Annotated in this window: 14 protein-coding genes and 1 tRNA gene; 1 reads left to right on the plus strand and 14 read right to left on the minus strand. The window is 57.8% G+C overall.

All coding sequences use genetic code 11. The features are described 5' to 3' along the window. Positions 1 to 17: 17 nt before the first annotated feature. The 13 genes from paaY to paaA form a co-directional block, all read right to left on the minus strand. Positions 18 to 614 (minus strand): phenylacetic acid degradation protein PaaY, encoded by a 597-nt coding sequence (gene paaY / locus IB222_RS13885; protein WP_100272609.1) that lies wholly within the window; start codon positions 612 to 614, stop codon positions 18 to 20. An 11-nt stretch (positions 615 to 625) separates the two neighbouring features. Further along, complete coding sequence (gene paaX, locus IB222_RS13890) at positions 626 to 1552, minus strand: phenylacetic acid degradation operon negative regulatory protein PaaX (protein ID WP_188055428.1); 927 nt, start codon at positions 1550 to 1552, stop codon at positions 626 to 628. Between the two features lie 143 nt (positions 1553 to 1695). After that, on the minus strand, positions 1696 to 3015 hold the full coding sequence (gene paaK, locus IB222_RS13895; protein ID WP_003832244.1) for a phenylacetate--CoA ligase PaaK: 1320 nt from the start codon (positions 3013 to 3015) through the stop codon (positions 1696 to 1698). 28 nt (positions 3016 to 3043) lie between these two features. Next, positions 3044 to 4249, minus strand: a complete 1206-nt coding sequence (gene pcaF, locus IB222_RS13900) for a 3-oxoadipyl-CoA thiolase (protein WP_148362108.1) — start codon at positions 4247 to 4249, stop codon at positions 3044 to 3046. Continuing rightward, positions 4249 to 4671 carry a hydroxyphenylacetyl-CoA thioesterase PaaI gene (paaI, locus tag IB222_RS13905; protein WP_148362109.1) on the minus strand — a complete coding sequence of 141 codons (423 nt, stop codon included), beginning with the start codon at positions 4669 to 4671 and terminating at the stop codon, positions 4249 to 4251. The genes pcaF and paaI overlap by 1 nt, the downstream gene beginning before the upstream one ends. Then, positions 4664 to 6082 (minus strand): 3-hydroxyacyl-CoA dehydrogenase PaaH, encoded by a 1419-nt coding sequence (gene paaH / locus IB222_RS13910; RefSeq protein ID WP_149385047.1) that lies wholly within the window; start codon positions 6080 to 6082, stop codon positions 4664 to 4666. The genes paaI and paaH overlap by 8 nt, the downstream gene beginning before the upstream one ends. 3 nt (positions 6083 to 6085) lie before the next feature. Then, entirely contained in the window at positions 6086 to 6874 is a 789-nt protein-coding gene (paaG, locus tag IB222_RS13915) for a 2-(1,2-epoxy-1,2-dihydrophenyl)acetyl-CoA isomerase PaaG (RefSeq protein WP_149385048.1), read from the minus strand. Positions 6875 to 6876: 2 nt separating this feature from the next. Next, a complete protein-coding gene (gene paaF / locus IB222_RS13920) occupies positions 6877 to 7644 on the minus strand; it encodes a 2,3-dehydroadipyl-CoA hydratase PaaF (RefSeq protein ID WP_149281582.1) in 768 nt (255 codons plus the stop codon). Further along, positions 7641 to 8711: a 1,2-phenylacetyl-CoA epoxidase subunit PaaE gene (paaE, locus tag IB222_RS13925; RefSeq protein WP_063941443.1), complete on the minus strand. Its 1071-nt coding sequence runs from the start codon at positions 8709 to 8711 to the stop codon at positions 7641 to 7643. The genes paaF and paaE overlap by 4 nt, the downstream gene beginning before the upstream one ends. 7 nt (positions 8712 to 8718) lie before the next feature. Further along, positions 8719 to 9216 carry a 1,2-phenylacetyl-CoA epoxidase subunit PaaD gene (paaD, locus tag IB222_RS13930; RefSeq protein ID WP_149385049.1) on the minus strand — a complete coding sequence of 166 codons (498 nt, stop codon included), beginning with the start codon at positions 9214 to 9216 and terminating at the stop codon, positions 8719 to 8721. Positions 9217 to 9229: 13 nt separating this feature from the next. Then, positions 9230 to 9985 (minus strand): 1,2-phenylacetyl-CoA epoxidase subunit PaaC, encoded by a 756-nt coding sequence (gene paaC / locus IB222_RS13935; protein ID WP_149385050.1) that lies wholly within the window; start codon positions 9983 to 9985, stop codon positions 9230 to 9232. 7 nt (positions 9986 to 9992) lie between these two features. Then, a complete protein-coding gene (gene paaB / locus IB222_RS13940; protein WP_003832229.1) occupies positions 9993 to 10280 on the minus strand; it encodes a 1,2-phenylacetyl-CoA epoxidase subunit PaaB in 288 nt (95 codons plus the stop codon). Between the two features lie 10 nt (positions 10281 to 10290). Continuing rightward, positions 10291 to 11220: a 1,2-phenylacetyl-CoA epoxidase subunit PaaA gene (paaA, locus tag IB222_RS13945; protein WP_149385051.1), complete on the minus strand. Its 930-nt coding sequence runs from the start codon at positions 11218 to 11220 to the stop codon at positions 10291 to 10293. A gap of 285 nt (positions 11221 to 11505) precedes the next feature. Here paaA and paaZ point away from each other — a divergent pair, with 285 nt between their 5' ends. Beyond that, positions 11506 to 13551 carry a phenylacetic acid degradation bifunctional protein PaaZ gene (paaZ, locus tag IB222_RS13950; protein ID WP_126956023.1) on the plus strand — a complete coding sequence of 682 codons (2046 nt, stop codon included), beginning with the start codon at positions 11506 to 11508 and terminating at the stop codon, positions 13549 to 13551. Positions 13552 to 13633: 82 nt separating this feature from the next. Here paaZ and IB222_RS13955 read toward each other — a convergent pair. Beyond that, a tRNA-Asn gene (locus IB222_RS13955) sits at positions 13634 to 13709 on the minus strand. Positions 13710 to 13817 lie beyond the last annotated feature (108 nt).

Genomic DNA, 13817 nt, shown 5'->3' on the forward strand with positions numbered 1-13817 from the left:
GGTATTGCGTAGAATCGCTAACTCGCTGACTTAGGTTGCAAATTCTCATCAAACTCCAGCCGCTTTCTGTCGGGTTCTACCGCAGTCAGCGGCTTCACTTCTGCAAGCGTCTGCTGACAGCGCCCCACCAGCACCTGATACTCGCGAGTGCCCTGTTTTTTCCACACCAGTTCCTGCTCAGTTAACATGCGAATCGCTTTCGCCGGGCTGCCGACAATCAGATGGTTGGCGGGCATCTCAGCGCGCGCTTTCACAAACGCCGAAGCACCAACGATACTGTTTTCACCGATGGTCGCGCCATCGATAATCACCGCACTCATGCCGACCAGCGCGTTCCGCCCAATCACACAGCCATGCAGAATCGCGCCATGGCCGATATGTCCGTCCTCTTCCACCACCGTATCCTGGCCGGGAAATCCGTGCATCACGCAGTTATCCTGGATATTCGCCCCATCTTTAACCACGATACGCCCAAAATCTCCGCGCAGGCTGGCGTTGGGACCAACATAAACACCTTTGCCGAGAATGACATCGCCAATCAGCACTGCGGTTGGGTGAACATAGCTTTCTGCAGGAACTACCGGGATCATCCCGTCAATCTGGTAAATCGGCATGGCTTCTCCTGTTACACCTCGGCTAATCCGCCGAAACGTTGATAATAGAGCGGCCCCGGCGCGGGCAGTTCCCCCACCGAGCTCTCGCCTTTTTCGCTGACGAAAACCTGGGCGCCGGGCGCAACACGTTGATAAATATTAATGCACAGCTGACGCGCCGTCTGACCCAGCCAGTGAGCAGGCAGCAATTCTTCCGGCAGCAGCGGATCTTTGAGCACAACCCGACGATAGAAGTGAATGAGCAACAGGCGGATCTGGAAGCAGCGTTCTGGCGTAAGTTCGTCCGGCCCGGCGTCACGCAGTAGCGGTAACAACGGACGGAACAGCGTGATAAACGCCTCGTACATGGCATTTTGTTCGGTTAAGTGCCAGCACCCTTCTACCCGCTCACGCAGCGCAGCGCGGGAGAGTGCCAACGGCGAATGCGCCTCAAAAACGATGACGTTTTCCGCTACCCCAGCTTCATGGAGTAGCGACTGTACGTCCGCCAGCTTTTGCGATGGCGACGCCAGCAGATTCGGCGCCAGTACGCCAAAACCTTGCCATAACAGCTGCTTTTTAACTTCGGCCAGGGTATTTTTCTCCAGCCCCTCCGACAGCAGCAGCAGCCAGGTACCGTCCCACTCAGGGGCGCTGGCACGATAGATTTTGCTCTCGGCGCGGCGCGTCAAGCGTAGCCCTTTATCACTCAGGCGGTAGAAACTGCGGCGGCCGATACGTACTACGTCCAGCCATTCTTCTTTATTAAGGCGAAACAGTGCGGTACGTACAAAACGTTCACCGAAGCCAAGCCCTTCCAGCAGCGCGGCAACGCTACCGAGCCAGACTTCTCCACCGCGTTGCGATAAACAGTCCCCGTAAAGCGAGGCGATAAGCGAGGTGCCGCTGACCGGCATTGCGGTTACCGCCTGCTGAATAAAACTATCGAGTTTTTCCATATGATTCATACTGTTGTCATTTTCTTCCTTTTGAATCATAGCACAGGAAATCCCGGAGGCGGTGCTACGCACCTGTCCGGGCTACGGGCTTGAGGCATCGGGTAGCCCGGACAGGCGCAACGCGCCGCCTCCGGGAGAAAGTATTAACCGTTGGCGGCAACTTTGCGCAGGTCGAACACCCGGCACGCCTTACCTTCAGAGCGCGGGATGCTGCCGCAGTTAACAATGCTTACGTCGGTGGAAATACCCACCATCGACTTAATACGATGACGCAAATGATGGCAAATCTGGCAGCGCTGCTCATGGCTCAGCACCAGGCTACTCTCTTTAAGCTCCACGCGTACCGAAAGCGAATCAAGATGCCCTCGGCGATCCACTTCCAACTGGTAATGTGGAGCCAGATGTTCAATCTTGAGGATCTCTTCTTCCACCTGAGACGGGAAAACGTTGACGCCACGAATAATGAGCATGTCGTCACTGCGCCCGCTTATGCGATCCATACGACGCATCGTGCGCGCGGTACCCGGCAGCAGGCGCGTCAGGTCGCGGGTACGATAACGAATGACCGGTAGCGCTTCTTTCGTCAGCGTGGTGAACAGCAGTTCGCCGTGCTCGCCGTCGGCCAGTGGCGTACCGTCATCCGGATTGACCACTTCCGGGAAGAAATGATCCTCCCATATTGTCGGACCATCACCCGTTTCGATGCACTCCATCGCCACGCCCGGCCCCATCACTTCCGAGAGGCCATAAATATCCAGCGCCGTAATACCGAGGCGACGTTCGATCTCCGCGCGCATCCCCGTGGTCCACGGCTCTGCGCCAAATACACCGGTACGCAGTGAACAACCCCGCGCGTCACCGCCCATCTGGCGCTCCAGCTCTTCAATCAGGTTCAGGCAGTAAGACGGCGTGACCATAATCATGTCAGGTTTGAAATCGCGAATCAGCTGCGCCTGCTTTTCAGTCTGCCCGCCGGACATTGGGATAACCGTTGCCCCTAAGCGCTCCGCGCCGTAGTGCGCGCCCAGGCCGCCGGTGAAAAGGCCATAGCCATAAGCGACGTGGATTTTATCTTTCGCGGTACCGCCTGCGGCACGCAGCGAGCGGGCGACAATGTTAGCCCAGGTATCGATATCATTTTGCGTATAGCCCACCACCGTCGGTTTACCCGTGGTGCCGGATGATGCATGGATACGCACCACCTGCTCCATCGGTACCGCGAAGGTGTCGAAGGGATAGTTGTCACGCAGGTCCTGCTTGGTGGTGCAGGGAAACTTGCTCAGATCGCTCAGCTCACGGAAATCATCCGGGTGAACCCCCGCCGCGTCGAACTTACGGCGGTACATCGGGACATTTTCATAGGCGTGTTTTAACGTCCATTTCAGGCGCTCGGTTTGCAAAGCCTGTAATTCGTCACGCGATGCGGTTTCAATCGGATCTAATTTTGTTGTTGTCGTTGTCATTTTGTAGGGCACTCGCAGGTCAATTAGCTCACACTCGCTCAAGGATCATGGCAATGCCCTGACCCACGCCAATACACATCGTACACAGCGCATAACGTCCATTGCGTCGTTCCAGCTCCAGCGTTGCAGCCAGCGCTAACCGCACACCGCTCATCCCCAGCGGGTGACCTAAAGCGATAGCCCCCCCATTGGGATTCACGTGTTCTGCGTCATCTGCCAGTCCAAGCTGTCTCATCACACCCAACGCCTGGGCGGCAAAGGCTTCATTCAGCTCAATCACATCCATATCGTTGATATTCAGCCCGGCGCGCTCCAGCACTTTTCGTACCGCAGGAACTGGCCCAAGCCCCATAAACTTCGGCTCCACGCCCGCCGTCGCCATCGCGACAATGCGTGCACGCGGCGTTAGTCCCTGGGCCTTTATGTGTTGCTCGCTGGCTACGATCATTGCTGCCGCGCCGTCGTTCACCCCAGAGGCATTGCCTGCGGTAACCACGCCGTTCTTACGAAACGGTGTTTTCAGTTGTGCGAGTTGCTCCAGCGTGGTTTCTGCACGCGGATGTTCATCTTCACGTACTGCGCTAACTGCCCCTTTCTTGCCAATGATTTGTACCGGCACAATTTCCTGCGCCAGAATGCCGTCACGCTGGGCTTTCGCCGTGCGCTGCTGGCTGCGATACGCAAAGGCGTCCTGGTCCTCTCGGCTTATATTTAACAATTCAGCTACATTCTCCGCCGTTTCCGGCATGCTGTCAGTTCCGAATTGTTGCTGCATGAGCGGGTTCACAAAACGCCAGCCAATGGTGGTATCAAACATCTCGGCCTGACGCTGAAACGGCGCGGTGGCTTTGCCCATTACAAACGGCGCGCGTGACATTGACTCAACACCACCAGCGATCAGCAGGTCGGCATCACCGGCTTTGATCGTGCGAGCAGCGAAGCCGATCGCATCAAGTCCGGAGCCGCACAGACGGTTGATGGTCGTGCCGGCAACGCTGTGCGGATAATCCGCCAGCAGGGTCGCCATATGCGCCACGTTGCGGTTATCCTCGCCCGCCTGGTTGGCGCAACCGAAGATCACATCGTCAATAGCGCTGGGATCCAGGCGTGGGTTGCGGTTGAGTAATTCACGCAACGGGATGGCCGCCAGATCGTCGGCACGCACGCCTGCCAGCGCCCCGCCGTAGCGACCAATCGGGGTACGAATACCGTCACAAATAAATGCGTCACGCATTAGACTTCTCCTGTAATCGTGCCACCGATGCGGTGAGATTTGCCGCGAAACAGAGCCACGGTTTTGTGTTGCTGATTGACAATTTCAATGTCGTAAACGCCAGTGAGTTTGCCTTGCTGCTTAACCCGCGCGGTGGCGGTCAGTTTGTCACCTGCAAAGGCCGGACGCAGAAAGTCGATACTGGCCGCTGAGGCTACTGCCGCCAGTCCCTGACTGTTGCAGGCGTAAGCAAAGGCAGTATCCGCCAGTGAAAACAGTTGCCCGCCGTGACAGGTCTGATGGCCATTCAGCTGCGACGGCGACACGGTCATGGTCATCTGCGAATAACCGTCGTCCATCTCAATAATGTCAATCCCCAGCGCCTGCGCGCAGGTGTCTTTCACATACATGGCGCGGGCGTTGCGCCAGGCTTCATTACTCATGACGCATCTCCATCAGCACTTTCTGGCGCAGCAGCGCACTCGGGCGATAGCGTTCTTCGCCATAGTGCTGTTGTAGGTTTTCCAGCAGACGCAGCACACGTCCCCAGCCGAGCGATTCGCCCCAGGCCAGCGGCCCGTGCGGGTAGTTAACCCCCAAGCGCATAGCGATATCGATATCCTCGGCGCTGGCGACTCCTTTTTGCAGCGCATCCAGCGCTTCGTTCGCCAGCATCGCTATCGTGCGCCATACCAGCAGCCCTGGGTAGTCGGCAATACGCAGCACTTTTTTGCCCTGCTGCTGGAAGTAGTACACCGCTTTGTCGGTGGCTAAAGCCGGGTTGGTTGGTGCGCTTGCCAGCACGACGGTGTCGCCCACAGCATGGTCATGCACCACCACCGGGCGCTGGTGCTGCACGCTTAAGGCCAGCGCGGTTTCACCGGTTGTTTCAAGGAGCAGCACATCATCCAGTTCAGTGACAACGTCACGCTTGATATTTTTTGCTGCATTTTCAGGCGCTACCGCTGCAACAGCCAGTTCAGGCGATACTTCAGCAGGCCAGCGATAGACGCCGTGGCCGCTCTTCTTGCCCAGACGCCCCGCCAGAGCGAGCTCCTGTTGCAGCAAAGACGGTAGAAAACGGCGGTCCTGCCAGAAGGCGTTAAACACCGAACAGGTCACGGCAAAATTGACGTCCTGACCAATCAAGTCGGTCAGCGCCAGCGGTCCCATCGGGAAGCCGCCGCCGTCACGCAGCGCCGCATCAATCACTTCCGCTGACGCAACCTGTTCTTCCAGCGCGCGCCAGGCTTCAGCGTAGTACGGACGCGCCACGCGATTGACGATAAAACCCGGCGTTGAGCGGCAGCGCACCGGCTGCTTGCCCCAGGCGATTACGCACTGGCAAAGCAGCTCGACTACCTCAGTTGAGGTGGCAAGGCCGCTCACCACTTCCACCAGTTTCATCACCGGTGCCGGGTTAAAGAAGTGCAGCCCCGCCACACGTTCCGGATGCTTCACTCCCGCCGCAATTGCGGTAATTGAGATCGACGAGGTATTACTGGTCAGCAGCGTTGACGGCAAACAGATCTCCGCCAACTGACTGAACAGCGCTTTTTTAATTTCCAGCCGTTCGGAAGCGGCTTCAATCACCAGTTGTGCATCGGCAAGCTGATTCAGTTCAGTCGCGGGTACGATTCGTGCCAGCAGCTCACTGGCCTGTTCCGCACTAATTTTTCCACGACTAACACGAACGTCGAGTCGCTGGCGAATACCCTCAATGGCGCGAGTAATCGCCTCAGCGGAAATGTCATACAGCAGGACCGAATGCCCGGCGCTGGCAGCCACCTCGGCAATGCCTGCACCCATTGTTCCGCCGCCGATCACGGCAACGCGGTGAAGAGTTTTCGTCATGGCTTATTTCCCGCTGAACTGTGGTGGGCGTTTGCCGAGAAAGGCGTTGACCCCTTCGCGATAGTCGTCGCTGCGACCGGCCATGCGCTGGTAGTCGCGCTCAAGCTCAAGCTGCTGATCCAGCGTGTTGGTTTCGGAAAGCTGCAAGGCTTTCTTAATCAGCCCCAGGCCATAGGTCGGCTGCGTCGCGAAACGGCGCGCCATGGTCAACGCGGAATCTTTCAACTCGGCATCGTCGACCACTTGCCAGATCATGCCCCACTGCGCGGCCTGTTCGGCGCTGAGGTTATCGCCAAGCATCAGTAAGCCGACGGCGCGAGCGCGACCGGCTACGCGCGGCAGCACCCAGCTTCCGCCGCAGTCCGGCACCAGGCCGAGCTTGCTGAAGGCCATGACAAACTTCGCCGAGCGCGCGGCGAGGACGATGTCGCAGCCCATGGCCAGCGTGGCACCGGCACCAGCGGCAACGCCGTTGACGGCACAGATAACCGGCTTCGGCAGCGCGGCTAAGCGGCGCACCAGCGGGTTGTAGAAGCGTTCCACCGACATGCCCAGATCCGGCGCGGGGCCGCTCGGGTCAACGTTACGGTCGTTCAGATCCTGTCCGGCGCAAAACCCGCGTCCGGCACCGGTGATCAGCAGGCAACGAATGGCGTCGTCGCGCTCGGCCTGTTTCAGGCAGTCGGCGAGCTGCTGGTGCATCACGTCGTTAAAGCTGTTGAGTCGGTCCGGGCGGTTCAGGGTGATAGTCATCACGCCCTGCTCCACTTCGCTGAGAATAAATGCGTCCACGATTAGCGTCCTTTAAATTCCGGTGTGCGTTTTTCTAAAAAGGCGCTGACGCCTTCACGACGATCTTCGGTGCCGCTCAGCAGCGTAAACAGCTGACGTTCCTGCACCAGACCGGCCTGGAGACCCACTTCTTGCGCAGCGCGTAGAGACTGTTTTGCCGCCCGCAGCGCCAGCGGTGAGTGACGGGCGATGGTCGCCGCCAGCTTGAGCGCGTATTCATCGGAGAGGTTCGCCGGGTGAATGTCACTCACCAGCCCGGCCCGTTGTGCTCGTTCGGCATCAATGCTTTCACCGCTCAGCACCATTCGGCTGGCCAGCGCTTTGCCAACACAACGGATAAGCCGCTGCGTACCGCCCGCCCCTGGCATGGTGCCGAGAGTAATCTCCGGCAGACCAAAGCGCGCGTTATCCCCGGCAATCACCAGGTCGCACAGCAGCGCCAGCTCGCAGCCCGCGCCCAGTGCGTAACCGTTAACCACCGCGATCAACGGCTTGTTGAAGGCATCAATACGTGCCCACAGGCGTGGGCGAATATCGTCGAAAGTGGCTGGCAGATCTTTTTCCGCCATTTCATTGAGATCGGCCCCGGCGGCGAAATAGCGCGTGTTGCCGCTAATCACGCAAACGCTGATGCTGGCGTCCGCCGCCGCGCTTTCCAGCGCGTCAGCAATCTGCGTTAGCAGCGCATTGTTCAGGGCGTTACGCGCCTGCGGACGGTTCAGAGTCAGTTGCAGTACACGGTCGTGACGGGAAATCAGCAGTTCGCTCATGCCATCCCCCGCGCATCGAAGTCGACCACTACGTCACCGCTGGTTGGCAGCGCCTGGCAGCTCAGCACATAGCCCGCCGCCAGTTCATCGGCTTCAAGGCTGTAGTTGGCGGCCATCGCCACCTCGCCACTGACCACCTTGCATTTGCAGGTGGCGCACACGCCGCCTTTACAGGCGAACGGCAGGTCAGCGCCCTGGCGCAGCGCGGCGTCGAGAATGCTGTCATCTTCCGCATTCAGTGAAATCAGGCGATCGCGCCCATCCTGACGAAGGGTGACCGTGCGGCCTTCCGCCTGGATGCCGGTGGCGCGTTTCACGCTGGTCCCCGGCGTATTAAAACGCTCAAGGTGAATGGATTTTTCCGCTATACCCAGTTCACGCAGTGCCACTTCGGCTTCATCCATCATCGCCGATGGGCCACAGATAAAGGCGTCATCAAAGCGGCTGAAATCGAGCAAGTTTTTGCCCAGCGCACGCAGTTTGTCGCCGTCAATACGACCCTGTAGCAAATCGCTGTCCATCGACTCCTGACTGAACAGGTGCACCACCTGTAAACGCTGCGGATAGCGGTCTTTCAGATCGGCCAGCGCCTGACGGAACATCATGCTGTGGCTGCTGCGGTTGCCGTAGATCAGCGTGAACTGGCTGGCCGGTTCGGTCGTCAGCGTCGCTTCAATAATCGCCATCATCGGCGTAATGCCGGACCCGGCGGCTATCGCCAGATATTCAGCTTCGCGCTCGGCCTGCGGCTGGTAGCCAAAATGGCCTTGCGGCACCATCACTTCCAGCGTCATACCCTGCTGGATATCCTGCTGGGCATAGCGGGAGAAACGCCCACCGTCGATAGCTTTAACCGCGACGCTAATTTCCGACGGCGAGCGGCTGCGACAAATGGAGTAACAACGGCGCAGCTCTTCTCCACCGAGGTGAGCTTTCAGCGTCAAATGCTGGCCCGGTCGAAAGGCGTAGTCATTACGCAGCGCGTCAGGAATGGTGAAAGTGATGGTCACCGCATCGCGCGTTTCCGCTTCGACGTTGGCCACGGTAAGCGAATGAAATGTTGTCATCGCAACCTCAAATACATTTAAAGTAATCAAAGGGTTCACGGCAGCTGTCGCAGCGATATAACGCTTTACAGGCCGTGGATCCGAATTCGCTAATCAGCGAGGTATGGGTGCTGGCGCAGCGCGGGCACTGTACGTCAGTTGGCATTTCGGCATGACAGGCGTGGGCCTGCGGCGGGCTGATACCATACTGGCGCAGGCGTTCACGGGCGTCCGGGCTCATCCAGTCAGTGGTCCACGGTGGGTCAAGCTGCAAGACGATATGTACTGGCGTATAGCCGTGCTCCGCCATCATCATGCGAATTTCACCCAGTAGATGCTCGGTGGCCGGGCAGCCGGAGTACGTCGGCGTAAAGCCGATTACCCAGCCGTCGCCGCAGCGCTCAACGCTGCGTACCATGCCGAGATCGGTGATGGTCAGCACCGGCACTTCCGGATCGGAAATCGCACTTAACAGCCCCCAAACGGTGTGCACCTCTGGCGGTGCGATCGCGGTAAGACGTTGCATAGCCCCCCCCCTGCTACCACTGCTGACCAGGATACGCACGCTGCAAGTACTGCATCTCCGCCAACATCGGCCCGAGATGTTCGCTGTGTAGCCCCTGCTTGCCGCCGTTGCGAAACGCCGCCTCTTGCGGAACGTGTAAACCAGAATCAATCAGCGCAGTGTGTACCGTCGTCTGCCATTCGGTTTGCAGTTCGCGCGGATTGACGGCAATGCCCTGCCTGGCCAGAGCGGTCTCCAGTTCGTCGGCAAGGAACAATTCGCCGGTGTAACGCCACAGATTGTCCACCGCCTTCTGCATCAGTTGCGCGGAGTAGTCAGTACCATTCCCCAGTCGCTCCAGCCAGCCGCGGCTGAAGCGCAGGTGATAACGCACTTCTTTCAGTCCTTTGGCAGCGATAGCCGCAATCTGCTTATCGCGGCTGTTAACCAAACGAGTGAACAGCGCCACATGCCAGACGTCGATAAAGAACTGGCGAGCGATCGTGTCGGCAAAGTTGCCGTTAGGCTGTTCCACAAGCAACAGATTGCGGAACTGACGCTCGTCACGACCAAAAGCCAGCGTGTCTTCGTCGCCGCTACCCGCCAGTTCGGCTGCGTAGCTGAGGAAGTTGCGCGCCTGCCCCAGCAGGTCGAGGCCGATATTAGCCAGCGCCAGATCAATCTCCAGCTCCGGCGCATGGCCGCACCAGGCACCCAGACGCTGAGCCAGCACCAGGCCGTTATCGCCCAGACGCAGGGCATAGGTTGCAACGGGATTCAGGTTATTCATCGTTGCCTCACATATGTTCCATGCCGTCCGGCACGGTGTAGAACGTGGGATGGCGATAGACTTTGCTCTCCGCCGGGTCGAAAAATTCACCGCGTTCTTCCGGCTGTGACGCAACAATTTCGCTGGCTTTCACCACCCAGAGGGAGCAGCCTTCGCTGCGGCGAGTGTAGGCGTCGCGGGCATTTTCCAGCGCCATCTGGTCATCGGCGGCATGCAGACTGCCAACGTGACGGTGCGATAACCCCTGTTTGCTGCGGACAAAAACTTCGTATAACGGCCAGTATGTTTTGCTCATGACTCTCTCCTTACGCCGCGTCGCGGGCCTGTTGCTTTTCGGCGTGCGCCAGTGCGGCCTCGCGCACCCATGCCCCTTCTTCCCAGGCCTTACGCTTTGCGCCCAGACGTTCGTGGTTGCAGACACCACGACCGTTGATGACCTCATTAAATTCCTGCCAGTCGATCTCGCCGAATCGATATTTCCCCGTCGCTTCATCAAGCTGTAGGTCGGCGTCCGGCACGGTCATACCGAGGATTTCTACCTGCGGGACCGTGTTATCAACAAAGCGCTGACGCAGTTCGTCGTTGGAGTGCAGTTTGATTTTCCACGCCATGCTGCGGGCGCTGTTCGGTGAGTTGTCGTCGTTCGGGCCAAACATCATCAGCGCAGGCCACCAGAAACGGTTGATGGCGTCCTGCAGCATCTGACGCTGTTCCTCGCTACCGGTAGCCAGCGCCATACACGCTTCGAAGCTCTGACGCTGATGGAAGCTCTCTTCTTTGCAGATTTTGACCATCGCCCTGGCATACGGGCCGTAGGAGGTACGACACAGCGCCACCTGGTTAACAATCGCCGCGCCATCGACCAGCCAGCCGATCACACCGATATCCGCCCAGCTGAGGGTTGGGTAGTTAAAGATGGAGGAGTATTTCATCTGGCCGTCGAGCATCTTCTGGTACAGATCTTCACGCGCGCAGCCCAGTGTTTCCGCCGCGCTGTAGAGGTACAGGCCGTGTCCGGCCTCGTCCTGTACTTTTGCGAGCAGAATGGCCTTACGCCGCAGCGTGGGTGCGCGGGTTATCCAGTTGCCTTCCGGTAACATGCCGACAATTTCCGAGTGCGCATGCTGGCCAATCTGGCGGATCAGCGTCTTACGGTATGCGTCCGGCATCCAGTCCTGCGGCTCGATGGCCGTTTCCTGCGCGATGCGCTGGTCAAAGCGTTGTTCTTCTGTCACGTCATCACCTTATGATTCCGATAATTTCAACAAATCAATATTTTTGAATCACTTTGTTTTATAAAAGTTACATCTTGGTTAAATAAAACCACAAATTTTGTTTGCTGGTTTTGCGATACTTGTCGCAAATGGTTTTTGTTTATCCATTAATAACAGATAGATAACCAATGAAGGTAAAGTGTTCGCGATCTCATTGTTAATAAATTATTAAAATCTCGCTTGCATTTTGTGATTCATAAAAGAACTATTTAAAGAGATATTACGGAACACATCTGGAGATTAACGATGCAGCAGTTAGCCAGTTATTTATCCGGTGCCTGGCAGACAGGCCGGGGCCGCACCCGCACCATCCACCACGCCCTTACCGGTGAAGCGCTTTGGGAAGTGACAAGCGTTGGACTGGATATGGCGCAGGCGCGCCGCTTTGCTATTGAGCACGGCGGCAAAGCGTTACAGGCAATGAGTTTTATTGAGCGCAGCGCGATGCTAAAAGCGGTGGCGAAGCATTTAATGGAACTGAAAGCCGATTTCTATGCCATATCTGCGCAAACCGGAGCAACGCGCGGTGACAGCTGGGTCGATATCGAAGGCGGCATTGGCACGCTTTTCACTTATGCCAGTCTCGGTGGCCGCGAGCTGCCGGACGATACACTGTGGCCGGAAGACGAACTGATCCCGCTGTCCAAACAGGGCGGTTTTGCCGCACGCCACGTGCTGACCTCCAAATCCGGTGTTGCGGTGCATATCAACGCCTTTAACTTCCCCTGCTGGGGTATGCTGGAGAAGCTGGCGCCAACCTGGCTTGCCGGGATGCCAGCCATTATCAAACCTGCAACCGCCACCGCGCAGCTCACTCAGGCAATGGTGAAAGCGATTATCGACAGTGGCCTGGTACCGAACGGCGCAATTAGCCTTATCTGTGGCGGCGCGGGTGACCTGCTCGATCACCTCGACAGCCAGGATGTGGTGACCTTTACCGGTTCTGCTCATACCGGGCAGCAGTTGCGCGTGCACCCCAACCTGGTGGCTAAATCGGTTCCATTCACCATGGAAGCGGATTCACTCAACTGCTGTGTGCTTGGTGATGACGTCACCCCAGAACAGCCTGAGTTTGCACTGTTTGTACGCGAAGTCGTGCGCGAGATGACGACCAAAGCCGGGCAGAAATGTACCGCTATCCGCCGCATTATCGTGCCACAGGCGCAGGTGAAAGCAGTCAGCGAGGCGCTGATTACCCGTCTGCAAAAAGTGGTAGTGGGCGATCCGGCGCAGGAAGGCGTGAAGATGGGGTCGCTGGTGAATAATGATCAGCGTCAGGACGTGCAGGATAATGTGAATCGTCTGGTTGAAGCCGGGTGTGAGGTGCTGCTGGGCGGAAAAGCAGATCTGAGCACGGCTGGGGCTTTCTTCCCGCCAACGCTGCTGTTTTGTCCGCAGCCGGATGAAATTGCCGCGGTACATGCAATTGAAGCCTTTGGTCCGGTCGCCACGCTGATGCCGTATCAAAATACCGGGCATGCCATGACGCTGGCGCGCGCCGGTGAAGGCAGTCTGGCAGGAACGCTGGTGACGGCGAGCGGCGAACTGGCGCGAGAGTTTATCCTCGGTGCGGCCCGCGCCCACGGGCGTATTCAGGTGCTGAACGAAGAGTCCTCGGCGGAATCGACCGGTCACGGCTCTCCGCTGCCACAGCTGGTCCACGGCGGGCCTGGACGTGCAGGCGGCGGTGAAGAGCTGGGCGGTCTGCGTGCGGTGAAACACTACATGCAACGCACCGCCATTCAGGGCAGCCCAACCATGCTCGCGGCGGTAAGCCAACAGTGGGTGCGTGGCGCTCGGGTAGAGGAAGATCGTATTCACCCGTTTCGTAAATACTTCGAAGAGATCCAGCCGGGCGACAGCCTGCTGACGCCACGTCGTACACTGACCGAAGCGGATATCGTTAACTTTGCCTGCCTCAGCGGTGACCACTTCTACGCCCATATGGACAAGATTGCAGCAGCCGATTCCATTTTCGGCGAGCGCGTGGTGCACGGTTACTTCCTGATTTCCGCCGCAGCCGGTCTGTTTGTTGACGCGGGCGTCGGTCCGGTGATTGCCAACTATGGCATGGAAAACCTGCGCTTTATCGAGCCGGTTAAGCCGGGCGACACTATCCAGGTGCGTTTAACCTGCAAACGCAAAACAGTGAAACGTCAGCGCAATGCCGAAGAAAAAGCGACCGGCGTGGTGGAGTGGTCGGTGGAGATCTTTAATCAGCACCAGCAGGCGGTGGCGCTGTATTCCATTCTGACGTTGGTTGCGCGTCAGCATGGGGATTTCCCGGCGTAAGATTCCGGTGTAGGTTCGCTCGATCAGGCTTGAAACAAAAAGCAAAAAGCCTGCTTAGTTTCCTGAGCAGGCTTCTTAAATATGGCTCCTCTGACTGGACTCGAACCAGTGACATACGGATTAACAGTCCGCCGTTCTACCGACTGAACTACAGAGGAATCGTTGTGGAGGCTTATCTTAGCGGCGAAAAAAATTTTGTCAAACCCCATTTCCTCGAATGCGAATCAATTGATGCTTCTCTCGACACTTTGTTGCATTTACAGACA

This window comes from Citrobacter sp. C13, assembly GCF_014596815.2.
GTDB lineage: Bacteria > Pseudomonadota > Gammaproteobacteria > Enterobacterales > Enterobacteriaceae > Citrobacter > Citrobacter portucalensis.